The 20,932-nt window shown below is 29.0% G+C and carries 31 protein-coding genes and 1 CRISPR repeat array; of the genes, 1 reads left to right on the plus strand and 30 read right to left on the minus strand.

Going from position 1 to position 20,932, the window contains the following annotated elements:
• From KGF41_RS05985 to KGF41_RS06010, 6 genes are all read right to left on the minus strand, one after another.
• Nucleotides 1–1,436, minus strand: a 1,436-nt coding sequence (locus KGF41_RS05985; protein ID WP_227856457.1) for a glucosaminidase domain-containing protein, incomplete at its 3' end; no start/stop codon positions are given.
• Nucleotides 1,429–2,118 carry a LysM peptidoglycan-binding domain-containing protein gene (locus tag KGF41_RS05990; protein ID WP_227856458.1) on the minus strand — a complete coding sequence of 230 codons (690 nt, stop codon included), beginning with the start codon at nt 2,116–2,118 and terminating at the stop codon, nt 1,429–1,431. The genes KGF41_RS05985 and KGF41_RS05990, both read right to left, overlap by 8 nt.
• 16 nt (nt 2,119–2,134) lie before the next feature.
• The gene (locus KGF41_RS05995) at nt 2,135–4,423 is read right to left on the minus strand and encodes a tape measure protein (protein WP_227856459.1); all 2,289 of its coding nucleotides are present in this window, start codon (nt 4,421–4,423) and stop codon (nt 2,135–2,137) included.
• A 70-nt stretch (nt 4,424–4,493) separates the two neighbouring features.
• Nucleotides 4,494–5,267, minus strand: a complete 774-nt coding sequence (locus tag KGF41_RS06000) for an SHOCT domain-containing protein (RefSeq protein WP_227856460.1) — start codon at nt 5,265–5,267, stop codon at nt 4,494–4,496.
• A 789-nt stretch (nt 5,268–6,056) separates the two neighbouring features.
• Nucleotides 6,057–6,233 (minus strand): hypothetical protein, encoded by a 177-nt coding sequence (locus tag KGF41_RS06005; protein ID WP_227856461.1) that lies wholly within the window; start codon nt 6,231–6,233, stop codon nt 6,057–6,059.
• Nucleotides 6,234–6,265: 32 nt separating this feature from the next.
• A complete protein-coding gene (locus tag KGF41_RS06010) occupies nt 6,266–7,045 on the minus strand; it encodes an ORF6N domain-containing protein (protein ID WP_227856462.1) in 780 nt (259 codons plus the stop codon).
• 243 nt (nt 7,046–7,288) lie between these two features.
• On the opposite strand from KGF41_RS06010, the gene KGF41_RS06015 reads away from it, so the two are divergent.
• Nucleotides 7,289–7,492: a helix-turn-helix domain-containing protein gene (locus tag KGF41_RS06015; RefSeq protein WP_227856463.1), complete on the plus strand. Its 204-nt coding sequence runs from the start codon at nt 7,289–7,291 to the stop codon at nt 7,490–7,492.
• Between the two features lie 108 nt (nt 7,493–7,600).
• A CRISPR array of direct repeats spans nt 7,601–8,873; the repeat unit is 29 nt; unit sequence CTTTACATACCACATAGTTAATATAAAAC.
• Nucleotides 8,874–9,114: 241 nt separating this feature from the next.
• Here KGF41_RS06015 and KGF41_RS06020 read toward each other — a convergent pair.
• From KGF41_RS06020 to KGF41_RS06135, 24 genes are all read right to left on the minus strand, one after another.
• Nucleotides 9,115–9,291, minus strand: coding sequence for a hypothetical protein (locus tag KGF41_RS06020; RefSeq protein ID WP_227856464.1), 177 nt, complete (start codon nt 9,289–9,291; stop codon nt 9,115–9,117).
• 59 nt (nt 9,292–9,350) lie between these two features.
• Nucleotides 9,351–10,157 carry a BRO family protein gene (locus KGF41_RS06025; protein WP_227856465.1) on the minus strand — a complete coding sequence of 269 codons (807 nt, stop codon included), beginning with the start codon at nt 10,155–10,157 and terminating at the stop codon, nt 9,351–9,353.
• Nucleotides 10,158–10,283: 126 nt separating this feature from the next.
• Nucleotides 10,284–10,460 carry a ribbon-helix-helix protein, CopG family gene (locus KGF41_RS06030; protein ID WP_021360954.1) on the minus strand — a complete coding sequence of 59 codons (177 nt, stop codon included), beginning with the start codon at nt 10,458–10,460 and terminating at the stop codon, nt 10,284–10,286.
• 172 nt (nt 10,461–10,632) lie between these two features.
• Complete coding sequence (locus KGF41_RS06035; RefSeq protein ID WP_227856466.1) at nt 10,633–11,157, minus strand: hypothetical protein; 525 nt, start codon at nt 11,155–11,157, stop codon at nt 10,633–10,635.
• Between the two features lie 131 nt (nt 11,158–11,288).
• Nucleotides 11,289–12,137, minus strand: coding sequence for an SHOCT domain-containing protein (locus tag KGF41_RS06040; RefSeq protein ID WP_413840599.1), 849 nt, complete (start codon nt 12,135–12,137; stop codon nt 11,289–11,291).
• A gap of 173 nt (nt 12,138–12,310) precedes the next feature.
• Nucleotides 12,311–12,463, minus strand: coding sequence for a type I toxin-antitoxin system toxin (locus tag KGF41_RS06045; protein WP_227856468.1), 153 nt, complete (start codon nt 12,461–12,463; stop codon nt 12,311–12,313).
• A gap of 265 nt (nt 12,464–12,728) precedes the next feature.
• Nucleotides 12,729–13,052 carry a DUF6054 family protein gene (locus KGF41_RS06050; protein WP_227856469.1) on the minus strand — a complete coding sequence of 108 codons (324 nt, stop codon included), beginning with the start codon at nt 13,050–13,052 and terminating at the stop codon, nt 12,729–12,731.
• A gap of 35 nt (nt 13,053–13,087) precedes the next feature.
• Nucleotides 13,088–13,342 (minus strand): hypothetical protein, encoded by a 255-nt coding sequence (locus KGF41_RS06055; RefSeq protein ID WP_227828542.1) that lies wholly within the window; start codon nt 13,340–13,342, stop codon nt 13,088–13,090.
• A 354-nt stretch (nt 13,343–13,696) separates the two neighbouring features.
• Nucleotides 13,697–14,137 carry a phage tail assembly chaperone gene (locus KGF41_RS06060; protein ID WP_227856470.1) on the minus strand — a complete coding sequence of 147 codons (441 nt, stop codon included), beginning with the start codon at nt 14,135–14,137 and terminating at the stop codon, nt 13,697–13,699.
• A gap of 67 nt (nt 14,138–14,204) precedes the next feature.
• A complete protein-coding gene (locus KGF41_RS06065; protein ID WP_021418476.1) occupies nt 14,205–14,663 on the minus strand; it encodes a phage tail tube protein in 459 nt (152 codons plus the stop codon).
• 31 nt (nt 14,664–14,694) lie between these two features.
• On the minus strand, nt 14,695–16,005 hold the full coding sequence (locus KGF41_RS06070) for a phage tail sheath family protein (protein WP_227856471.1): 1,311 nt from the start codon (nt 16,003–16,005) through the stop codon (nt 14,695–14,697).
• A gap of 1 nt (nt 16,006) precedes the next feature.
• The gene (locus KGF41_RS06075) at nt 16,007–16,192 is read right to left on the minus strand and encodes a hypothetical protein (RefSeq protein WP_413840595.1); all 186 of its coding nucleotides are present in this window, start codon (nt 16,190–16,192) and stop codon (nt 16,007–16,009) included.
• Entirely contained in the window at nt 16,176–16,613 is a 438-nt protein-coding gene (locus KGF41_RS06080; protein ID WP_227856473.1) for a DUF6838 family protein, read from the minus strand. The genes KGF41_RS06075 and KGF41_RS06080 overlap by 17 nt, the downstream gene beginning before the upstream one ends.
• Nucleotides 16,606–17,031, minus strand: coding sequence for an HK97 gp10 family phage protein (locus KGF41_RS06085; protein WP_227856474.1), 426 nt, complete (start codon nt 17,029–17,031; stop codon nt 16,606–16,608). Before KGF41_RS06085 ends, KGF41_RS06080 begins: the two co-directional genes overlap by 8 nt.
• The gene (locus KGF41_RS06090; protein WP_227856475.1) at nt 17,031–17,393 is read right to left on the minus strand and encodes a hypothetical protein; all 363 of its coding nucleotides are present in this window, start codon (nt 17,391–17,393) and stop codon (nt 17,031–17,033) included. The genes KGF41_RS06085 and KGF41_RS06090 overlap by 1 nt, the downstream gene beginning before the upstream one ends.
• On the minus strand, nt 17,387–17,788 hold the full coding sequence (locus tag KGF41_RS06095) for a hypothetical protein (RefSeq protein ID WP_227856476.1): 402 nt from the start codon (nt 17,786–17,788) through the stop codon (nt 17,387–17,389). Before KGF41_RS06095 ends, KGF41_RS06090 begins: the two co-directional genes overlap by 7 nt.
• Nucleotides 17,789–17,797: 9 nt before the next feature.
• A complete protein-coding gene (locus tag KGF41_RS06100) occupies nt 17,798–18,031 on the minus strand; it encodes a hypothetical protein (protein ID WP_227856477.1) in 234 nt (77 codons plus the stop codon).
• The gene (locus KGF41_RS06105; RefSeq protein ID WP_227856478.1) at nt 18,031–18,468 is read right to left on the minus strand and encodes a hypothetical protein; all 438 of its coding nucleotides are present in this window, start codon (nt 18,466–18,468) and stop codon (nt 18,031–18,033) included. Before KGF41_RS06105 ends, KGF41_RS06100 begins: the two co-directional genes overlap by 1 nt.
• A 62-nt stretch (nt 18,469–18,530) precedes the next feature.
• On the minus strand, nt 18,531–18,929 hold the full coding sequence (locus KGF41_RS06110; RefSeq protein WP_227856479.1) for a hypothetical protein: 399 nt from the start codon (nt 18,927–18,929) through the stop codon (nt 18,531–18,533).
• A gap of 11 nt (nt 18,930–18,940) precedes the next feature.
• Complete coding sequence (locus KGF41_RS06115; RefSeq protein WP_227856480.1) at nt 18,941–19,504, minus strand: phage scaffolding protein; 564 nt, start codon at nt 19,502–19,504, stop codon at nt 18,941–18,943.
• A 44-nt stretch (nt 19,505–19,548) separates the two neighbouring features.
• Nucleotides 19,549–19,698: a hypothetical protein gene (locus KGF41_RS06120; RefSeq protein ID WP_227856481.1), complete on the minus strand. Its 150-nt coding sequence runs from the start codon at nt 19,696–19,698 to the stop codon at nt 19,549–19,551.
• 125 nt (nt 19,699–19,823) lie between these two features.
• Nucleotides 19,824–20,096 (minus strand): hypothetical protein, encoded by a 273-nt coding sequence (locus KGF41_RS06125; protein ID WP_227856482.1) that lies wholly within the window; start codon nt 20,094–20,096, stop codon nt 19,824–19,826.
• An 18-nt stretch (nt 20,097–20,114) separates the two neighbouring features.
• Nucleotides 20,115–20,666 carry a hypothetical protein gene (locus KGF41_RS06130; protein ID WP_227856483.1) on the minus strand — a complete coding sequence of 184 codons (552 nt, stop codon included), beginning with the start codon at nt 20,664–20,666 and terminating at the stop codon, nt 20,115–20,117.
• The gene (locus KGF41_RS06135) at nt 20,667–20,909 is read right to left on the minus strand and encodes a hypothetical protein (RefSeq protein WP_074092487.1); all 243 of its coding nucleotides are present in this window, start codon (nt 20,907–20,909) and stop codon (nt 20,667–20,669) included. It lies immediately after the preceding gene.
• Nucleotides 20,910–20,932: the final 23 nt, after the last annotated feature.

A 20,932-nucleotide genomic window follows, 5' to 3' on the forward strand; every position in this document is an offset into this window, starting at 1 on the left:
AACTTGCCTACTCCTGGTACCCAATCTTTATTAAGAGGACTATCATAAAGTGGAGCATACTTATCTCTAATACGCTCTAATGTTTTTCTTCCAATATGGATATAGTTTCTTGACAAATTACTTATACCTCTTTTTATCCCTTCATCTACAGAATTAAAAGACATCCCTTTCATACCAAAGAAATTATTTTTATTTTTGCAAAGTGAGGAACTACCATTACCAGTTTCATGTATAGAAATAGCAGCCATTAAAGCTGCATTTACTTTGTAAGCATTAGAATATTTAATAAATATACTTCCTGTATTTGATAATTTTCCTTTAAATACTTTATTCAATTTATTTATCATATCATGGTCTTCTTTGCTTGTAGTACTTTGTGCAGGACCATTTTTCTTTTCATCTTTATTATTTGTATTTCCACTTGAATAGGAACTTGAAGAATATGAAGCAAATTCGTCTCCATCCACCAAAGTTAGGTCCATAAAATGACTGTTATTTTCAAATGTATGTTTTACTTTCTCAACTAACATATAATTTTGAACCTCAATATCTCCTAAATCTAAAAAAACAGGTATTAAACAACCTGCTCTAACTCTAATGTCACCAAGCACATTTTTTAAACTTAATGACTTAGTTTTCTTATTATATAATTTTAGAAGTATATCACACTTTTGTTTTATCTCTGCTTCACTCATGTTTTTATCTACTGTATCAAACATTTGAAGTATTCCCCAACTTCTTATATGGGCTGAATCTTGAGCAATATAGACATCTCTTTTTCCTGACTCCTCGTTGTCTCTGACAAGTTTAATTTTTGTATAAGTATCACTATCAATAGAAGAATTATAGTCAAAATCTTCTATTACATCATTATTCATAACAGTATCTAATTTCATTGATGCAACATTCTTTAATGTTATTCTTCCAAAATCATCATACAAAGTATACATTTCCTTTTTCTCTCTTAGAGTATCATCTAGTGCTGTTAGTATCATGTCAAATAAAGTTTTATTTTCTTCAACTCTCGATATTTTATATTTTGTATCTTCTATAACATTGTATTTTAATTTAAAATCTTTAGCTAGCATCTTTACAAGTTCACTTGCAGTATGGTCCTCAAGAACATAAGTATCTTTATTTTTAAAAAATCTTAATTGGTCATATGCAACAATTTTAATGTGATTTTCTTTATCTCTCTTTTTCTGAAATATATATCCATAGAAGATACCTATTCCTTTATAATACAGCCTTACAGAATTTCCTTCGCAAAATTGCAGTATATCATCCATAACTATTGTAAATTCTAATTTACTTGGCGCTCCTCGTCTTTCTATCTCCCATGTAATTCCATCAATAACAGCAGGTTCGTAAAAATCTTCCCAATGTGCAATAACTAATCTTATATCCCTATCATTTGCTAATACTAAATCAGACAAGCCTCAACACCTGCCCTTTGTAAATAGTATACTTAGATAGATTTTTACCTTTATTAGCCTTATCCATCATAGTTTTATTTAACTCATACACTTTCTTATACAGTGAACCATTTCCTAACTGCTTCTGACAAATTGACCAAAGACTATCTCCTGCCTTGACTGTATATGTTTTAGCGTTTGGTGAATTGACTGAATCAACACGTTTTGGTTCTATTTTTACGCTTGATCTACCAGTCTCATTTTTGGGAGTTGCAGGAACTAATTTTTTAGTTGAGTAATCTCTATATTGCTTTAATTTTATTGCAACTTTTGTATCTGAGCCATTCTCTGCATCTTCTACTATGTTATATTCTTCTAATGATACTTTCATATTAGTGTTAAATAGTACTTTCCCACCCATTTCTCTTGAAACAATAAATTGGAATGGCTTACAATCTGTTTTTAGTAGTTCTAATTTACTTAAAAAGAATTGAACATCTTTAAAAGCTCCACGATAGAATGGTAATTTATTATGTGTAAATTCTGCTTCAAAACTTATTTCAGATAATCCTTCCTTTTTTAATATATTTACTTCTCCAGTATTTATTAAGTCTACAGTTTTATTTTTATTTGTAACTTTAATCTCTAACTTTGGTGGAGGTATTGGTAGTTGCACTCCATCTAAATAAAAGTCATAAGCCATTTTCTCATTCTCCTTTCTAAACTATTCCTTCTGCCGATACAACCATAGCGTCGTTTAATTTTTCTGTTAGTACATTAACTATACCATCCACATCTGCATCTTTACTTATGTTGTTTGTGTTGTTCATGTCTATTTTTATGTTGACTCCTGTAAAACGATTGATTGTTTCTTGCTCTGCAATGTCTCTAAGATATTTAAGGTCTTCTTGACTTTTATCCATTGTTTTTGCCATTTTCGCAGTATTTCCCGCAGTATCCTTTGCACCTTTTGCTGCATCTCCAAGCGGAGAATTAAGCCCTGCCGAACCGAATCCGTCACCAAGACCGTATTTTTTATCCCATAAGTCGTCAAGACCTAATTTTTTCTTTGCATCTTCTGCTATTTTACTAATATCGAATTTATCTTTTATATTAGTTTCTAGCTTATCGCCCCATTTATAGCCTGCATCCCAAGCTTTACCATAGTTAAATCGGTCAAAATGTAAAGATGAAGGGTCAATCCTTTCTACTTTTATTTTAGCTTCCCCTGCTATCTTATCTGTCCATCCTTGTAATTTGTCTTGCCATCCACTTACTGCGTTTGCTAAATTAGAACCGAAGATTGTATCTATTGCAGACGCTATGCTTCTTAAAATACCTAATACAACATCTGCCATCCCTGAAAATAATCTAATTATAGAGCCTATTGGGTCATTAAATACATTTGCTAGAAATTCTGCAAAAGTAGCAAATGTATTCCAAATTAAGGCTACAATATCTATAAGCATGTTACCTGTTGCAACAAAAATATTTCCTATGAAAGCTGCTGCAACTGATATTGCTCCTGCTACTGCTCCAACAGCACTTATACTAGTCCCTGCGAAATGATTAAAAACTGCTATTGACACAAATAAGGCTACAACTAAAGCGATTATACCTGCAACTATCCAAAAAATTGGGCATGCCAAAATAGCGGAATTTAGACCCCATTGAGCAACTGTAGCCATTTGGGTTTCTGTTAATTCTGCATGTACTGCTAAAGCATGTATCGCAGAAGCAATTGCTAAGGCATTTTTTGATACTTTGCATAAAGTTTCCCAAAGCCATATACTTCCTAATGCAATCAAATAAGTACCTAAAATCCCTACAACCCCTGCTATAATTGGTCCCATTATACTCCAGTTCTGTGCAAATACGTTAGCAACACCTAGTGCTTGTGTTATTATCCACCCTAGCCCTTGCGTAATTAAGCTAACTCCGACAATCATCATATTAAAAAATCCACTAAATGATGGACTACTTAATAAATCAATAAATCCATTAAAAACACTATATCCAACATTTCCAAGAACATATATAGCATCAGTTACATTTGCAATAAAGGTTCGGAATCCTCCACTTGATACTGTATCCTCAATCTTTTTTTGTATAGCTCCAAAAAACATTACTGCGTTATTCTTAATTGATGTAAAGATTTGACCTAGCGTAAAAGGCATTTTTTCAAACTGAGCATTTGTCTCAGCTGATGCAGCAAGCAATGAATTTTTTACAATGTCAGCTGTAAGCATTCCCTCACTTGCCATGCCTCTAATCTTTCCTATATCCACGTCTAAATAGTCAGCAATTGACTTAATTATATTAGGTGCTGACTCAAACACAGCATTTAATTCTTCCCCACGCAAAACTCCACTTCCTAATCCTTGAGTCAGCTGCAATAATGCTGAATTCATTTCTTGTGTGCTTGCACCTGCAATTACAAATTTTTTATTCAGTTGCTCTGCGAAACTTACGATTTCTCTAGTACTACTAAATGCACTCCCTGCATTCATACCAATTCGCGATACTATTTGTGCTGTGTCTAAGTAAGATGCACGAGACCTTTCAGCAGATTGGAAAATCATCTTATTTAATCCTCCATCAGATAATTGTCCATCATTTATCATCGCAAGACGTGCATTAGTACTTGTCATTTGGTCGCTTAAACTTCCTAATCCTCCTATCGTCTTTAAGCTCAAATAAGCTCCAGCAATCTTTTTAACATTTCCTAGCAATCTATCTGTATTACTTGCTCCCTTGTTAATATCTTCGTTAAATCTTCTTTGTTGCTCATCAGCTTTTCCTATATTTTGTTCTATTCTTGTTAAAATACTTTCAATATTATTTAAGCTCTGCTGAGATGTCTGTATCCCACCTGTGTTAAGCGGATTATGCAATCTTTGCTGTAGTCTATCGAAACTGTTAATCGTGGTGTTGATAGCATTAGTCATATTACGAAATGCAGGTGTCATCCCATCGAAAATTCTAATGGATGTTTGTATTGTAGCCATATTTTCACTCTCCTTTCATAAATTTCCATATAAAAAAACACTCACTAATTTTTAGTAAGTGCTTTCTATATTATAAATTTAGTAATTCTTTCTTCTTAGTATTAAATTCTTCATCTGTTATTGCTCCTAAATCTAATAATTGTTTGTATTTTAGTATTTCATCAGCTGTAGAACCACACATAGACTCTTTTTTATCTTCTGCATCCTCATAATTTGTTATTATAGATAAAGTTGATAAAATTTCTTGTGCATAATTATAAGATTCTTTATATAAACTTGAGTCTGTAGAGGTTTTAGAATTAATCAAGTATATATATTTTATAGAATTCTTTATATTATTAATTGTAATTTTTATTTTTAAACTATTTACATAAGTTTTTATTTTTTTCTTTCCTAATATACTTCCAGCTATAGCTCCTGTTTCGCCAAATAAAAGACCTCCTCCAATAGCACCACCTATTTCACTTTTAATTATAGATTCATCATCTTCTAAAAGTTCAAATGAAATAATATCCCTAAAGTCATATACTCTCTTATTCTTATTTAAATTGCTTATTTTATCAGACATAATTAATTGTTTTTTATTTTCATCTACTAATAAATAAATTCCTACTTTTTTACTTGCATTAAAAGATTCAAATTGTTTTTTATTTTCGAGTGTTAATCTTATTGATTTTTTTATTTCCTCAGAAGATATTTTTTTAATTACATCTGTTGGTTCAACTATAGAAAATGTATCTTTATATTTTTTTAAACATTCAGAACATATTACACCATCAGATATTTTTTGTTTACCTTTTTCTCCACATATACAGCAACTTTCATTTCCACTAAATAATCCCATAATATCCCCCTTTATTATAATGAATTTATAGCAATATTATACTATATAAGTAAAATTTTTACATTATAATCACATCCTTTCAATTAAAAAACACCTACTATTCAAGTAAGTGTTTTTTATTATTTTTAATTTTAAATCCACATAGTTAATATAAAATGGAAAGCATTCATAGATGGAGCAAACATAGCAATACGCTTTACATACCACATTGTTAATATAAAATTATTTGTGTAGTTGGAATAGCAAATGTTTTTAGAACCTTTACATACCACTTAGTTAATATAAAATTTTCTTTTCTTCTACTGTAGTCGCATTAATTCCAGCCTTTACATACCACATAGTTAATATAAAACCTGCAACTGGAGTAATTGTGGGAGCTTTCTATTTTCTATTTACATACCACATAGTTAATATAAAACCTATGATGTATTCGCAGCAGCTTGGAATATTGTAAATTTACATACCAGATAGTTAATATAAAACGTTCTGAAGCATCAGAATTGCTAGCAATATGTGTCAATTTACATACCACATAGTTAATATAAAACCCAAAATAAACTTAGCATTTTCAATACTTACACATATACAACTCTCTTAAATTTGCAGTGAGCGGCTAATAGTGCAATTGATAACACTTATCGTATACTCTCAATACCTTGTGTTCCAATTGTTAAACCATACTTAAACATAAAAATCAAACACTGCAAAACTTTTATCTCTATTATACCATTTTATACCAAATAAAGCACTTGAAACAGTGAAATATCCAAGTGCTTTATCTATATTATTTTACTTATTTTCTCTCTCTTCTTGCTCTCTAAGTATTTCTCTCAATATCTCTACATATTCTTGAAATTTTTCTTCACTATTCTGTTTTAGTTCATATAACGCATTAGCAAACTTCACAAAGTATTCTACATCTTCATCAGTTTTTAAATTATATTCATTAAGTAAACTTTCACGCATTGTATTAATCCCCCTCAAAACTAAACTAAAATCTAATTATTTTTATACAATATATAGTAGTTTTTCTTGTCTCCTTTGATTGAGATAGGATTATTATTTTCTTTCAACCACACTTTGACCTTTTCTGTAACCTTATTAGAATATTTGGTTACAGTACCAGTCCAAGAGCCATTAGTTTCTAGTACTGTTTTCATTTCATCTTCTTTAATATCAAGTTTTCTTATAATTTGTTTAACTGCCATAAAAGCAGGTTTATTAGACATTGTGTAAAGTCCTAATTTTTTTGCAATCTGCTTTGTATCATAAAAATGTTCCTTTTCTTCAATTTCAAGCGGAATATCAACTCCTGCTTTTTTAAAAAATGTCTTAGCAACAAGAAATTGCATACTTTTATCAATTTTCAAATCTTCAAAGATTGGAGTTATTAATTTAATTGACTCATTTACTGCTTCTAATGTTTTTATTTCTTCTTTAACTCTAAAATAACTATTTACTAATTGTCTTTGTACTTTCCATGCTAAGTCATCTGTAAAAGATTTTACTAACATCAAATAGCCTGTTTCAGTTATTAAAGTTAATCCACGATTAGGAATTTCTAAAGTACGATTTCCGTACTTTTCAAAATCACTTGCTTTTACAAAAAAGAAGTCTTCATTCTCTATAAAATGTTTTCTATTCTCTGAGAAATTTCTCTTTGCTGTACCTTCTGTTCTTTCATGTACTTTGTCAATTTCTTTAAATGTCACAACTCTTTGATTATTAAACTCCTTAACTTGCAACTCTTGATTGTTAATTAATACTAAATTGTTCATAAAAACACACTCCTTAATTGATTTTTTTTAAGGAATGGCATATACTATAATTAATGCATATGTAGTATATGTCAATAAGAGTTACTCAAACTTGGTAGGGGCGAGTGGCTCTTATTTTTTATTCCTTAAGTATATTATATCGTACACACTATATAATGTCAACATTATATAATTATATTATTTGCATATTATATATTGCAAACATTATATAATCAATGTATAATATATTTAAGAGGTGAAAAAATGTATTTTAATATTGATAAATTGCTTGAATCAAGAGGCAAAACTAGATATTGGTTAGCTAAAGAAGTAGGTATAGCTTATCCTAACATGATGAAATTAGCTAACAATGAAACAAGTTCTATAAAATTAGATTTATTCGAAAAGCTTTGTCTTGTTCTTGAATGTACACCTAACGAACTTGTTACTTTATCTAGCAAAGAATAACAAAAGCACCTACTATTTAAGTAAGTGCTTCTTTGTTTATTTAGTTTTTCTCCACATTGTTAATATAAAACAACAGACAATGACTTAGAACTAGCAAAGAATGTTTTAATTTACATACCACTTAGTTAATATAAAACATTCTTCATCCAATCTTATAGTTATTCTACTGCCTTTATTTACATTCCATATAGTTAATCTAAAACCTAACAATCTTGTAACTTTCTTTACAGACCAATCACAATTTACATTCCATATAGTTAATCTAAAACTTCACCTGTATTATGCAATTTTCTAAAGTCCTTCTCTCTTTACATACCACATAGTTAATATAAAATACGTTCCTTTGCATGTTATAATGGTGGATCTGGATACTTTACATACCACATAGTTAATATAAAACTGCATTAGGGAAAATAATGTCTTGGGGTATTAGTGTACTTTACATACCACATAGTTAATATAAAACATTATTTTTTTAAACTACTCTTAAAACTACTCTTATATTTACATACCACATAGTTAATATAAAACTAACATAGTAGTTGTTGTAATAGTAATTTTACTAATATTTACATACCACATAGTTAATATAAAACCAAATTCGTTTAAAAGAGGCAAGACAGCTTCACCAAATTTACATACCACATAGTTAATATAAAACACTTTTTAATAAGTTTTTTCGTAATGGATTTTTTTAATTTACATACCACTTAGTTAATATAAAACGACATCAAGATAATCCGCAATGCTTTTGATGATGTTCTTTACATACCACATAGTTAATATAAAACCATCTTACTTAGATACTGCACAAATAGTGAGTCGTATATTTACATACCACTTAGTTAATATAAAACTCGGTCACACATTAATAAGAGACTTAGACGTAGATACTTTACATACCACATAGTTAATATAAAACAACTCAAGAGATAGGTTTTGACAGATGGGGTTCTATCTTTACATACCACATAGTTAATATAAAACTCATTTTAGTTCCTCCTCTAAATGTTTCCCTTAAACTTTACATACCACATAGTTAATATAAAACTAGTCATGACTTCTTTATAATTTAATTATGTAAAAATTCTTTACATACCACATAGTTAATATAAAACAAGTATCTAAGTCTAAAGGTCTGTCGAATCTTTTATCCTTTACATACCACATAGTTAATATAAAACTGAGTTATATTTTTATGGAGATATTGTTTCTGAGTCTCTTTACATACCACATAGTTAATATAAAACCTGTTAAAGGGGGTCGTGAAACACGAGACTATTGATGTCTTTACATACCACATAGTTAATATAAAACAAAGTAGTATATGTAATTGTTTTAGATAGATTAGACTTTACATACCACATAGTTAATATAAAACCCTCAAAATAAATTGAGTATTTCCAACACTTACACATATATAACTTTCTTAAATTTGCAGTGAGCGACCAATAGTGCAATTGATAACACTTATCAAACCTTCTCAATGCCTTGTATTCCAATTGTTAAACTATACTTGAGTAGAAAAATCGAACACTGCAAAACTCTTACCTATATTATATCATTTTTTACTACATAAAGCACTTGAAACAGTGAAATATTCAAGTGCTTTATATGTCTATTTAATCATTATTTTTCTCTAATTTTTTCTCATAAAGTTTATTTATTATATTAGTTAATTCTTGAAACTTTTCTTTATTATTCTTTTGTAGTTCATATAGTAAATTAGCAAACTTTATAAACTTTTCTCTCTCTTTATCATCCTTTATATTATATTCATTAAGTAAATCTTCAATCATTGTATTAATCCCCCTCAAAACTAAAATAAACTAAACTAAATTATTTAATACAATAGAATTTACTCAATTTTATAAACTACATGATAATTCTTCTTTTCACCTTGTATCTTAGCAGGTCTATTATTTTCATCTATCCATTTACTAACCTTATCTATTACACTCTTTGTATATTTATTTACAGTACCAGTCCAAGAACCATTAGTTTCCCAAACTCCCTTAACTTCACCATCTTCTAAATCAATCTTTTTAATAATCTCACAAACAGCCATTTGAGCTGGTTTATTACTCTTAGAATATATTTTCAGTTTAGATGCTATTTGTTTTGTGTCAAAGAAATGTTCTTTTTCTTCAATCTCCAAAGGTAACTCTATTCCTGCTTTTTTATAGATGGTCTTTGCTGTAAGTAACTTTGCCTTTTCATCTATTCCAGCATTATCAAGAAAAGGTGTTAGTATTTCTATAGTCTTGTTAACTGTATCTAGACTTTCTATTTCATTTGCCTTGTCACGTAGTTCTTGAGGGTTGGCATTATTAGTTATGTATGCACCATGTTGTCGAATAGCTGGTAAAACTTCTTTTGTAACCCAATTCTTAAAATTTTTAGCTGTCTCTAACTTGCTCCCAAATATCAGAGAATAAAGTCCACTTTCATTGGTTATTTTCATATTTCTATTTTGGCTGCCGTCGTGAATCACGACCTCAGCTATATCATCATTATCAATGTGAGTTTTTAAAGCTTCTCTTGTATTAGAATATCCCAAAGCTTCTGCTATATCTTTACCAACAAACCAAATTTCATTATCAATATCAACTGTTCTTATCTCTCCAAAATCTTCACTTTTAAATATTTGTAAATCATTCATCATACATACTCCTCCTAAAATTAATTTGAAGGAAGTTTTTCTATATGATAGAATATTTCATATAGAAGTACTAACTTCTTTGTGGGAAATAGAGTGTTCAAACTTGGTCGGGCGAACACTCTATTTTTGTTATTTTTTTAGGTCATCATATATTTTGTCTATACCTTTTCTTATTATTTCAGAACGATTACTATCTAATAAATTCACACATTCATCTAACTTATCAATAGTATCTTTATCAGCTCTTACTCTAATCATAGTATCTTTTACACTTTCTGTTGGACGACCCATCTTTTTTTGTGGCATCTATTTCACCTCACTTTTGTTGCTACAATTATATTATAATTTATGTAGCAACAAAAGTCAATTACTTATCCCAATTTTTTCTAACTATTTTACCCAACCGACCAAATTTGAGCAAAACAAAAGCACCTACATGTTTGTAAGTGCCTTATGTATAGTTAATCTAATCCTAGAACTAACTTTTAGCTTCAAATTCTAAATCATCAATTAAATTTACATCATTTTTTATATTATTCCAATCATCTAAAAATACATTATAAGTGAGTGTTACATCGACAATAAAGCTTATTCTTACTGAATGGATATCATTCATATCTTTTATATTGTTTACAAATTCTTTAGTAAAGTTTCTACACTCATTTTCATCATTAAACCTAGAATTTTCCACTTGAATGCTAACTATATACCCCTCACCTTTTGTTGGGGTTAATATGTTAACATAATATGTTGTTTTATCTTTTAAGTCTTCTGGTATAATAGAGTCTACTTTTACCTGCATCTCTTGTTTATAAATATCTTCTTTTTCTTTTTCACTAATTATATTTTCTTTTGTAATATTTCCTTCATATACTTCATTTCTATTTTTTGAATCTCGTATAGCTTGATGAATCATCATTGATACGGTAAATACAATAAGGTATATTAAAAATATTACTAAAATTTTCTTGAACAAACTTAATTTTTTAAATTTTCCCCACATAATATACTCTCCCTTATTAAATTCTTTACTCAAATATAATTCTATCTAAAAATAAGAATTTCGTCTATTAATTTGAAATATTTTGAGCAAAACAAAAGCACCTACTTATTTGTAAGTGCTTACTATATTATCTATTCTAATAATTCCTTTTTCTTTTTATTATATTCTTCCTGTGTAATTGCTCCTAAGTCTAGCAACTCTTTTAATTTCTTTATTCTATCTAATGGGTCAATTCCACTATTTCCAATATAATTATTATCATTATTTTTTTCTTGTTCTACTTTCTCTTGTTCCCGCTTCTCTTCTTCTTCGGTTTTAAGTTCAGATTCCTTGAATTCTAAATTTTCAACATTATCTACATTATTTTGTATATATCTAAAATAATCAATATAAACATAATTATATATACCACCATCATCTTTTGAATGAAATTTAAAGTACGCCTTACTTATTTTAATTTTTTTAAGAGCATTAGCAATTTCTTTTACAAACTTTTTACATTCTTCAGAATTACTAAATTTTTCATTTTGCACAGTTAAATCAAAATACATACTATATCTTTTAAATTTTCCTACTTTTAATTCATATTTCTTCCCCTTGTATTCTTGAGGTACTAAAGCCTCTAGCTTAACTTTTAAGTCCTTTTCTGATATTTCCATTCCATGTTTTTCAATATATCTTTCTTTGTCTACTTCTTCTTGTATTCTTCTTCTTTCCATTTCTTTTTCTCTTTCTACAGCTTCTCTTTGTGCCTTAACAGTCTCAACTTTATTATCTGCTATCAAGGATTTATCTTCCCAAGTTGCACAAAGATAAATTGAATAAGTGAAAAAAAGAACTGACACAAAACCCATAACTATTTTCTTTTCTATAAAAGAATATATAATCAACAAAAAAGCTATCATAACTAAAATATATTGCATAGAAGAAATAGCTATTATAAGTAATGCTATTGTTATTATTGGTACTAATATCCACATTGTAAAATTCCCCCGCAAATTACTCATCTCACTCAATATTATAGCATAATTTGGTAAAACAAAAGCACCTACTTATTTGTAAGTACTTTGCATATTTTTTCTAATTTGTGGTATAATGAAAGCAAGAAGAACTACAATCTATTTGCGGTAGAGTGAAGTTCTATAACTGAAAGTTATTTTTTACGATGATATTTAAAATTTATATCAATCTTTAAGTCACTCTTTGCGGTAGAGTGGCTTTTTACTTTTTTGACTAACTTGCTAATCAAATAAACTATGTAACTAGCTGTTAAACTAGCTAACACATTAAATAAAAAATTATCCATGTATATTCACCTCCCTTCTTAGCGTTGGGAGGATAATTTTTTGATACATGAACTCCACTCTATAAATTGTAGATTACATCTTCTTGCTAAAATTATTATAACATATAATTCTTACATATTTTTCCTATATATTACTTTTTATTTTATATTTTTTCAATAAAAAGCACCTACTGTAAAAATAAGTGCTTTCTATGTTTATTTAGTTTTATTAATTAATAGGTTGATACAAATTCCATACCAACCTAAGAATATCTACATAAAACAATTAAATAATATAATCAATAAGTATTTTTTTTACTCTTTTAATCAAATTATTACCTGTTCCCCAATCAATCTGAAATATCCCAATTGCACTACCAGTTGAGGTGATTTTAACAAGTGTTTTTCCTGTAGTATTTTCACAAATCACTACCAAACCTGCATCACTATTACTTCTTGCATAATATTTTTCAAATATTGTAACTATTATAGACTTATCATTTTCCAAGTTATAAATATCAACAGAAACTAAATCTGCATCAAAATTTTCTTTTATAATCTTTTGAGCTTCTAGTGGTGTCATCTTTACACTAAATACATCTCTTGCCATATCATTCATCACATCCTAAATAAAAATGTACTCTTTTAGTATTTTCTAGCACTTTTATCAAACAGTATTCCTATTCCTCCTAATAAAGCCAATATAGAACCAAAATTTCTATATTGTGAAATAGATTGTTCTAAATATATATTATATTGGTTGGTATCCATCGTTCCACCATTTTGTTGCATAATACGTTCTACACTAAATTGCCCAAGACCTATACAGCAAAATAACACTATTATTCCAATTACAAAAGCAAATATACATATTGTAAGTTTAAGATTCTTATTTTCCATAAATACACCTCTCATAATTTAGATTTATTTGTTGTTTTTACTTGGTTATATATTATCTACATTATACTATACAAAATGTATATCCATCTATTTCCAAAATTGTAACATTTTCATATTTTAGTAATGTGACTATTAAAAGTTATTCTTTAGTTTTTAAAATCTATCTTCTTCTACCTCTCTTTTTCTCTCTTTCAGCCTCTTTCATTGCTTCCTCTTCATCTTCTATCTTAACAAGTATTGAGGCGGCTGCTAATGCTCTCTCATTAACTTCTAAATTCAAGTATTCGCTAGGTCTCCATTTTAGTTTTTGGATACAATAATGAGTAATGCTCGCATCAAAGTCTCCGCCTCTGATTAGTTTTTTGCTTCTTCTACTTTATCTTCGAATGAAGTATCAAATCCATTAACCTCATTCACTTTTACAGTGTAATTTACATATTCTCCTGCTGTAAGCATTGTTTTTAATAACTGAGCTTCTCCCATTACTCCATAACTATTTTGTAACTCTGCATCCTTTAAGTCAGGAAATACTGTTGATGCTACACATAATTCAGCTACATAACTGTTGTAGTCAATTTCACTAGTGTATTGACCAGTATGTTTCCCATTATTTCCAATTACTTTCACCCTTTTAGTACAATTTCTTCTTAATGCTTCATCTTCCTCAGAAGATAAAACTCTTAATTCCCATTCTACTGGTTTTCCATTTTCATCTACGAATCTATCACTTGCTACATACATTACATTCTCATTTTTTATTGCATTTTGACTTAAAAAAGCACTTAAATTACTCATTTCTTAATTCTCCTTTTATTTTAATTTTTACATAAAAACACACATCTATAATTTATAAATGTGTGTTTTATTCCATTCCCAATAATATTTTAAATTCTTCTGGCATTTCAAAATCATCAAATGTAAAATCTATATCTTCCTCTAAATATTCACTATCTGCATCAAATGTAGCCAATATGCCACCATCCATATTACATTCTTTTAATATAATTGTTTGTCTCCCAACACTTGATGTAGGGTCTTCATTAGTAATTTGCATATCAAAATATACATCTTCTCCAGTCTCCTTATATCTAAGCATAAGTTTTCTAAAGATAGAAGTATTATAATGAATAGTTGCACTTCCTGTTCCTTTCCAACCTGTAGTCTTATTCCCCTTTCCTGTTCTACCTAAGATTGGTATTTCACTTTTAGTTTTCTCAAACTTAGCTTCTACTTTTATACATTGCATCAGATGGTATCTCTTGCCTTCTATTGTTACAAAACATTCTGCTAAGGATGCACTTATTGCATCTTTTGAATTCATAGTAATATTACTCACTTTTTTACTCTCCTCTCTAACTAACAGAAACAGTCATATAAAGCTTGCTCATAGCATTAATAACCTTAACGGCATCACTCACTATAACAGTTTTCTTATCGTTTCCAAGTTCCACCAAAACATCATCAGTTTTAAAATCTTCTATTGCTCTAATGCTTTCTAGTTCTTTATGGTGTTTAACAACATCATTCCAAAACGAGATACGACCAGCTTTATCGTTTGGCACCTTACCTAAGTACTTTTCATTAAATAAAGTTGCAATATCATTAGCAATTTGGTCAAGTACTCTAATAGATTGATTACTTGAAAAATCATCATTCTTTTCATCTGTAAATGATACAAAAGTATTTATATCCTCTAATACATGAACTTCATCACCAACTTTATGGAATATAAACTTACCAGTTTTTAAAGCTTCTTCAAGTTGTATTTGAGTATAGTTAACATCAACATCAAACTCACCATCATACTTTTTATTAGTATTAGATTTATTTATGTCACATCCAGCTATAGCTCCAGTCGACCAATAAACTAAACTAGATTCTAATAATCCAATATCTTTAATCTTATTCTCAATAGATACTACACCCTCATAATCTGCATCACTTTTCTTATATAATACAGTTTGAAACTTTGCTCCTACCTTATCTCTCATTCTCTTTGTAAATTCTACAAACAAACTTTTAATCTCTGCTGTTGTACCCAAACATCCTAAAGCATTAAATGAGTAACTTTCTATTTTATCAAGAAAAGTTTGATACTCTGCTCCTGTCACAGCTTCGCCATTAGTTCCACCAGTAAATACAAGCCCTGCACTTGCTTCTAATGTTGCATCTTTCTTCCAACTAATATAATCATTATCTACTAAATCTGTAATAACTTTTGCTATTTGAATATCTACCTTCTTATTATCCAAAAGTGTTACAACATCAAATTTAGTATTATCATCAATATTTGTTGTAACTACTATCTTTAAATCATTTCCTCTTATACCACTATATTTAGCTATAGCAATAGTACAACTAGCTTTCACACCTTTATTTAATTTATAGAAATATCCTAGTCTTATATTTTTAAATAAGTCTCTCAAACCTTTTAACTTTTCATGTGTATAATCATATCCAAAGAACTTTGTTGAATACTTCTCAAAATCATCACTAGTCACTTGAAATACTTCTTCATCAATACCCCAATCTAATTCCAAAGGCATCGCTACAATACCTCTATCACTAAGAGAACTGGTTGCCCTCTTAGCTGAGATAAAATTTATATAGCTACCTGGCAATATTTTATTCTGTGTTACAAATGTTCCTCCACCTAAAGCCATATTAACTCACTCCTTTCATGAATTTATTTATTATTTCCTCTACTTCTGAGAAAGAATATAACTCATTTTCTTTTAAAATTGCATTTAACAAGTCTTTTCTATTTACATACTTCTTAGAATTAACTATCTGCTCCTTAGTAAATTTGTATCCATCTTCTTTACTTAATGTTTTACTCAAGTTTATCACCTCTCTTTAGCCCACCAAATAATTCAACACCATTCATTTTTTCTGTATTATTACTTTTCATAGTAAAATAGTTATAATCAACGAAAAAATGAAGTACATTATCTATAATCTCAAAGTTCATATTTGTACCCCTAACTAAATCTCCATCAATTTCTATATACTCTAATTCCTCCAGTAACATTTCAGCTATCTCATTTATTTCAAAACTCTTATCTTTTGAACGAGGAAAATAATGTACATCAAAAGAATTCTTTTTTAGCGTCCTACCATTTGGGTATGGTGTCTTACTTGGATTTAGAGGGCAAATAAAAAAACAAGGTTCATTTATACCTTGTTCCACATCTTCACTGTAAATTGTATATTTTTCTCCAAATGTCCCATCTAATTTTACTGATATTCCATCAATTATATTATTAAGCATCAAATACCTTCTTTAATAAATTTATTAGTTTCTTTTCTATTATTACATCCACTTGACCTCTTAATTCTTGTACTGAAATAGTCATCATATATCTACCTTTAACCCACCCCTTATGATTCCTAGTTCTATGTCCGAATTCAATAAAACTGGCATATTTTATGGGGTTAATAACTTCTATAATGTAAGTATCTCCAGCTTTAATAACTGGAAGTGACCTAGCATAAGCTACTCCATTCCAACCTTGTCGTAATACTCCTGTATCTACTGGTGTACGTTTTATAGCTTTTCCTATAAGTCTAGCAGCTAACTCTTTTGCACAATCTCTGCAAAACTTATCGAGTTGACTTTCTTCCAACCTTTGTAGATTTCTTTGCAACTTCTTTAGTTCTTTAAAATCAACACTTCCACCTTTACCCATTATGCTCTCTCTTTAAACAGCTCTAATATTATTTCCTGATGATTTGGATATATAGCTGATTCTCCGCTTCTTACATACTCTCTTGTTATATTATTTTGAGTAGTTATAATAAGTTTTGAACCTGCTTTAACTTCTATGCTTGGCGATATAAAGAGTTTAATAGTTTGCTCTAGTTTAGCTACTTTTCCATCTGTAGCTGATGTAATATTTTTATATGCTAACTTGCAAGGTTGATTTTCTAATACAATCACTTCTTTATTGTTAGTTCGTTTTGTCACAGGGTCTTTGACTGGCTGATACTCTACTATAGTACATTTATCTCTATATAACAGTTCTATTGCTTTTCTAGTCTTTCTTACCATCTTAAACACCTGAATGTTAATATTTTATTCTTACCATAAGTAGTAAGGTAGGTTATAAGACTATCAAAACGTTGCTCGGGAGTTTGTGAGCCACTCCCTATAGCAAAATCTACCTTTGTATCACCTTCTGATATGGACTTTTCTACAGCTTCAAAATTAAGACTTTCTATATCTAATTGACCTATATTTTTTTTAGTAAATAAGAACTCTCCAACTATCATATCAACTTCAATTTCTTTCAGTTCAATTGGTATAGTTTTTATATTACAATCCAGTTTAATAATATTCTCTATCTTTTCTCTTATAAAACCTATTAACCACTTATCCCCATCTTTTAATATATATCCAAAACTTTTAAGTCTTTTTTCTATATCATCAATTATATTATTTTCCATAATTTTCACCTACTTTTTAGTAAGCTTATTTTTCTCTTTAAGCTGCTTATTTTCTTCTTCTAAAGACTCAACTTTTGACCTTAAAATATTATTTTCAGCTATTAAATCTTTTACATTTAATGACTTGCCATACTTTATTGCCTTACCATTTTCATCTATCAAATCATATCCCATCTCTAAGAAATCATCTATTTTACACTCTTCTATAGTTAATATTCTATTTAATTTCCTTACTTGTGCCATTATGCTCCAGCTCCTTCAACAACAAATTGTATTGCATCAGCTTTTTTATTTAATATAAATACGTCCTCAAAGCTTTCTTCAAAATAGAAGTATTTTCCCTCTGTAACTGCTGTTGGTTCGTCTAGTTTAGAGAACTGATAAGAAACAGGTGTAATTATTGCACTTGGATGAACTAAACACATAAATATTTGTTTAGCTCCTGCTCCTACTTTCCATCCAGTTGTAAAATCATATGCAGTTTTCATTAGATTAGATGGTACTTTAATTATTTTAACTGTGTCAATATCAGTTGTTTGACGATTAAGAGAAGTTCCACCATCCTTTATGTTTACTGTTCTTTGTATCTCTTTTGCATTTTTGATAAGTGTATTTACTACTGGAGTAACATACAATATTCTTCCGTTTTCGGGTACTCTAGCTTCTGTCATTTTTTCCATTAACTTATCAAATACTTCTAATACGTTTGCTGTTGTAAGAACAGTTGTATCTGCTGTGTTACCTAATGCGGTCCAATAGCATATATTTTAGATATACAGTAAGCATCCATCTCTGGAAACTTTTGTTCCTCATTATATACTTTTGTTATATTGCCTATTGAAGCCACATAATTAGTTTGGTTTATATCAGCTGGATGAACTAATGTTGACCATTTCCTTTGATTAGTTAATACCTTAGGTTCCCAAGCATTATCATAGTTTCTTTGAGCTACTGCTATTGTATCTCTGTTTGAATCTACCCTTCCAGTTGTAGATATAGTTGGTATTTCTATTGTTTTAGAACCAGTCCATCTATATCTTCCATTATTTTCTGTAGCATATAAATCCCCGAAGTTTAAGGTATAAGGATATGCTTGTGCTAAAACATTTGAATATTCTTTTGCATAATTTAGTGCTGCCATTTTATTTCCTCCTATTTATTATTATTTTCATGAGGTCTTACCCCAGTAAAATTAAAACCAAAATCATTTATCTTAGGCTCTTGCCCTGGTGTTATAGTATCTATTTTAGGTTCTTCACCTTCTAGTGTTGCATTAAACAAATAATCTTTATCCTGTTTCAAAGGGTTTATTTGCTCTTCAAAAGCTTTTTGTCTATCTTTACTATTTCTTAGTGCTTCCATATCTAAATGGGCTTTTAATGCTATTTCATCTCTACATTTAACAGATTTAAAAGCATCACCTAACCAGTAATTAAAGTCTTTTTCTTCAATTTCTTTTTTGTGAGTTTCTTCTAAAGTTTTCTTATCCGTTTCATAAGTTGTTTTTAGACTCTCTACATCTTCTTTTGTCATACCTCCTTCAAACTTTTTAATAGTTTCATTAGCTGTATTAAGCTGTGTTTCAAGATTTGTATAATCTTCTTGAGTAACTGTAGTCTCTTTTATTTTCTTTTCTATAGACTTTTGAAGAGAAGCTACATCAATTTTGTTATCCTCGATTTTTATTCCTTCTAGTAATTCTTTTAACCAATCCATATTTTAAATATCTCCTTTCATTTTTACAAAATAAAAAGCCCTATCTAGGACTTACAACCAATATTATTATTCTCATTACAATTATTTATTGATATAGCTTCTATTTGCGATAAATCTATTACTGTTGTTCCATCTTCATCTAAATATCCTTTCAAGTTCCTACAATCTGAGTCAGTTTCAATAAAATCTTGCATTAACTTATCAGTAACATCTTCGTCTGCTATTCCAGATACACAGTTTCCACTCTTAAACCAAATTATATACTCTTAATAAAATAAGCCTCCTTAAATTTTTATTTAATAAAAAATCTTTGAACAAATTATTCATAAATAATACAGCTTATTAGTGAAGCTATAAGGTATATTGCTTTTCCTATCAAATACCCACTTATAACCCCTACTAAGTTATAAACTAATCTAACACAGGTAAAAGTATTATTATCTACCATGTTAGCTATTCCTAAAACATGAGCCATGATTATGTTGATACCTATAAAAACACCTAAAGCTATACCAATAACTGTAATAATAAATGCTATAATATTTCTAACACTTATTTTACTTGGCTTCATAATATATCTCTTTTTAAACATATTTCCATCCCCCAAAACTTATTCAATACTTTCTCTTAGACGTTCTGCTACCTGTTTTACAATCTTATCTATATCAGCTTTACAAACACATTTATTCATTTTTTCTGTTAGTTTATCGATTTTGTCATCTACTTTTTCTAAAGTTTCTATAAAAAACTCTAATTCCTTTGCGGCATTTTTAATATTTTCTTGAAAGTTTGTTGAATCTAAAGTCATCTCTGTTGATAATTTATTTCTTTGTCTATGTCCTTCTTCTACATTTTCAGTATAACTAGTTGACTTTTCACTAGTTGCAGTATATTCAACTTTTTGATATGTCATTTCAAATATATCTGCTTTACATGGGTATATTTCTCCTTTTACACCTTGTATAATGTAATCCCCTATGTTAACTTGATATATTAGCCCTTCAAGAGTTCTTATGAACAATTTAGTATGTGCCTTATTAACAGAGTGTTCAACCCAAGCATTGCCACGTTCAATCTCTTTTCGTATCCATACTATTGGTTCTACATCTATGTCAAATCTAAAAGCTTCCACTTCAACTGCTTTCTTTACAAATCTAGCCATTTATTCATCCTCCAAACTTTCTATTATATCCTTGTTTGTTGCAAATAAAGAAACTACTATAAATATTAAACCAAGAATAAAGTTTAACAATGGAAACAAAGCTATAAAAATAAGTTTATAGTTTTTCCAAGCCTTATATTTTTTTAAAGCTTCGATTACTTCTTTAACATTTCCAAGCCTTAACATATACAAATAAAATCCTGTACAAAACACAATTATTGATAAAATATATAATTTAAGCATTTCAAATCACCCTCTCAGTAAAA

Source organism: Clostridioides sp. ZZV14-6150, assembly GCF_020657875.1.
GTDB lineage: Bacteria > Bacillota > Clostridia > Peptostreptococcales > Peptostreptococcaceae > Clostridioides.

Bases quoted from the DNA above. Each gene is read 5' to 3' on its own strand.
- KGF41_RS06115 (WP_227856480.1), bottom strand. From the start codon at position 19,504: ATGGATTGGTTAAAAGAATTACTAGAAGGAATAAAAATCGAGGATAAC.
- KGF41_RS06080 (WP_227856473.1), bottom strand. From the start codon at position 16,613: ATGCTTAATAATATAATTGATGGAATATCAGTAAAATTAGATGGGACA.
- KGF41_RS06090 (WP_227856475.1), bottom strand. From the start codon at position 17,393: ATGGTAAGAAAGACTAGAAAAGCAATAGAACTGTTATATAGAGATAAA.
- KGF41_RS06120 (WP_227856481.1), bottom strand. From the start codon at position 19,698: ATGCAAGATTTTATTGAAACTGACTCAGATTGTAGGAACTTGAAAGGA.
- KGF41_RS06030 (WP_021360954.1), bottom strand. From the start codon at position 10,460: ATGCCACAAAAAAAGATGGGTCGTCCAACAGAAAGTGTAAAAGATACT.
- KGF41_RS06005 (WP_227856461.1), bottom strand. From the start codon at position 6,233: ATGCGTGAAAGTTTACTTAATGAATATAATTTAAAAACTGATGAAGAT.
- KGF41_RS06020 (WP_227856464.1), bottom strand. From the start codon at position 9,291: ATGATTGAAGATTTACTTAATGAATATAATATAAAGGATGATAAAGAG.
- KGF41_RS05990 (WP_227856458.1), bottom strand. From the start codon at position 2,118: ATGGCTTATGACTTTTATTTAGATGGAGTGCAACTACCAATACCTCCA.
- KGF41_RS06000 (WP_227856460.1), bottom strand. From the start codon at position 5,267: ATGGGATTATTTAGTGGAAATGAAAGTTGCTGTATATGTGGAGAAAAA.
- KGF41_RS06015 (WP_227856463.1), top strand. From the start codon at position 7,289: ATGTATTTTAATATTGATAAATTGCTTGAATCAAGAGGCAAAACTAGA.
- KGF41_RS06125 (WP_227856482.1), bottom strand. From the start codon at position 20,096: ATGTTTAAAAAGAGATATATTATGAAGCCAAGTAAAATAAGTGTTAGA.
- KGF41_RS06070 (WP_227856471.1), bottom strand. From the start codon at position 16,005: ATGGCTTTAGGTGGAGGAACATTTGTAACACAGAATAAAATATTGCCA.
- KGF41_RS06040 (WP_413840599.1), bottom strand. From the start codon at position 12,137: ATGTGGATATTAGTACCAATAATAACAATAGCATTACTTATAATAGCT.
- KGF41_RS06085 (WP_227856474.1), bottom strand. From the start codon at position 17,031: ATGGGTAAAGGTGGAAGTGTTGATTTTAAAGAACTAAAGAAGTTGCAA.
- KGF41_RS06025 (WP_227856465.1), bottom strand. From the start codon at position 10,157: ATGATGAATGATTTACAAATATTTAAAAGTGAAGATTTTGGAGAGATA.
- KGF41_RS06095 (WP_227856476.1), bottom strand. From the start codon at position 17,788: ATGGAAAATAATATAATTGATGATATAGAAAAAAGACTTAAAAGTTTT.
- KGF41_RS06105 (WP_227856478.1), bottom strand. From the start codon at position 18,468: ATGGAAAAAATGACAGAAGCTAGAGTACCCGAAAACGGAAGAATATTG.
- KGF41_RS06035 (WP_227856466.1), bottom strand. From the start codon at position 11,157: ATGTGGGGAAAATTTAAAAAATTAAGTTTGTTCAAGAAAATTTTAGTA.
- KGF41_RS06100 (WP_227856477.1), bottom strand. From the start codon at position 18,031: ATGGCACAAGTAAGGAAATTAAATAGAATATTAACTATAGAAGAGTGT.
- KGF41_RS06050 (WP_227856469.1), bottom strand. From the start codon at position 13,052: ATGGCAAGAGATGTATTTAGTGTAAAGATGACACCACTAGAAGCTCAA.
- KGF41_RS05995 (WP_227856459.1), bottom strand. From the start codon at position 4,423: ATGGCTACAATACAAACATCCATTAGAATTTTCGATGGGATGACACCT.
- KGF41_RS06010 (WP_227856462.1), bottom strand. From the start codon at position 7,045: ATGAACAATTTAGTATTAATTAACAATCAAGAGTTGCAAGTTAAGGAG.
- KGF41_RS06045 (WP_227856468.1), bottom strand. From the start codon at position 12,463: ATGGATAATTTTTTATTTAATGTGTTAGCTAGTTTAACAGCTAGTTAC.
- KGF41_RS06135 (WP_074092487.1), bottom strand. From the start codon at position 20,909: ATGCTTAAATTATATATTTTATCAATAATTGTGTTTTGTACAGGATTT.
- KGF41_RS06065 (WP_021418476.1), bottom strand. From the start codon at position 14,663: ATGAATTCAAAAGATGCAATAAGTGCATCCTTAGCAGAATGTTTTGTA.
- KGF41_RS06130 (WP_227856483.1), bottom strand. From the start codon at position 20,666: ATGGCTAGATTTGTAAAGAAAGCAGTTGAAGTGGAAGCTTTTAGATTT.
- KGF41_RS06110 (WP_227856479.1), bottom strand. From the start codon at position 18,929: ATGGCAGCACTAAATTATGCAAAAGAATATTCAAATGTTTTAGCACAA.
- KGF41_RS06060 (WP_227856470.1), bottom strand. From the start codon at position 14,137: ATGAGTAATTTAAGTGCTTTTTTAAGTCAAAATGCAATAAAAAATGAG.
- KGF41_RS06055 (WP_227828542.1), bottom strand. From the start codon at position 13,342: ATGGAAAATAAGAATCTTAAACTTACAATATGTATATTTGCTTTTGTA.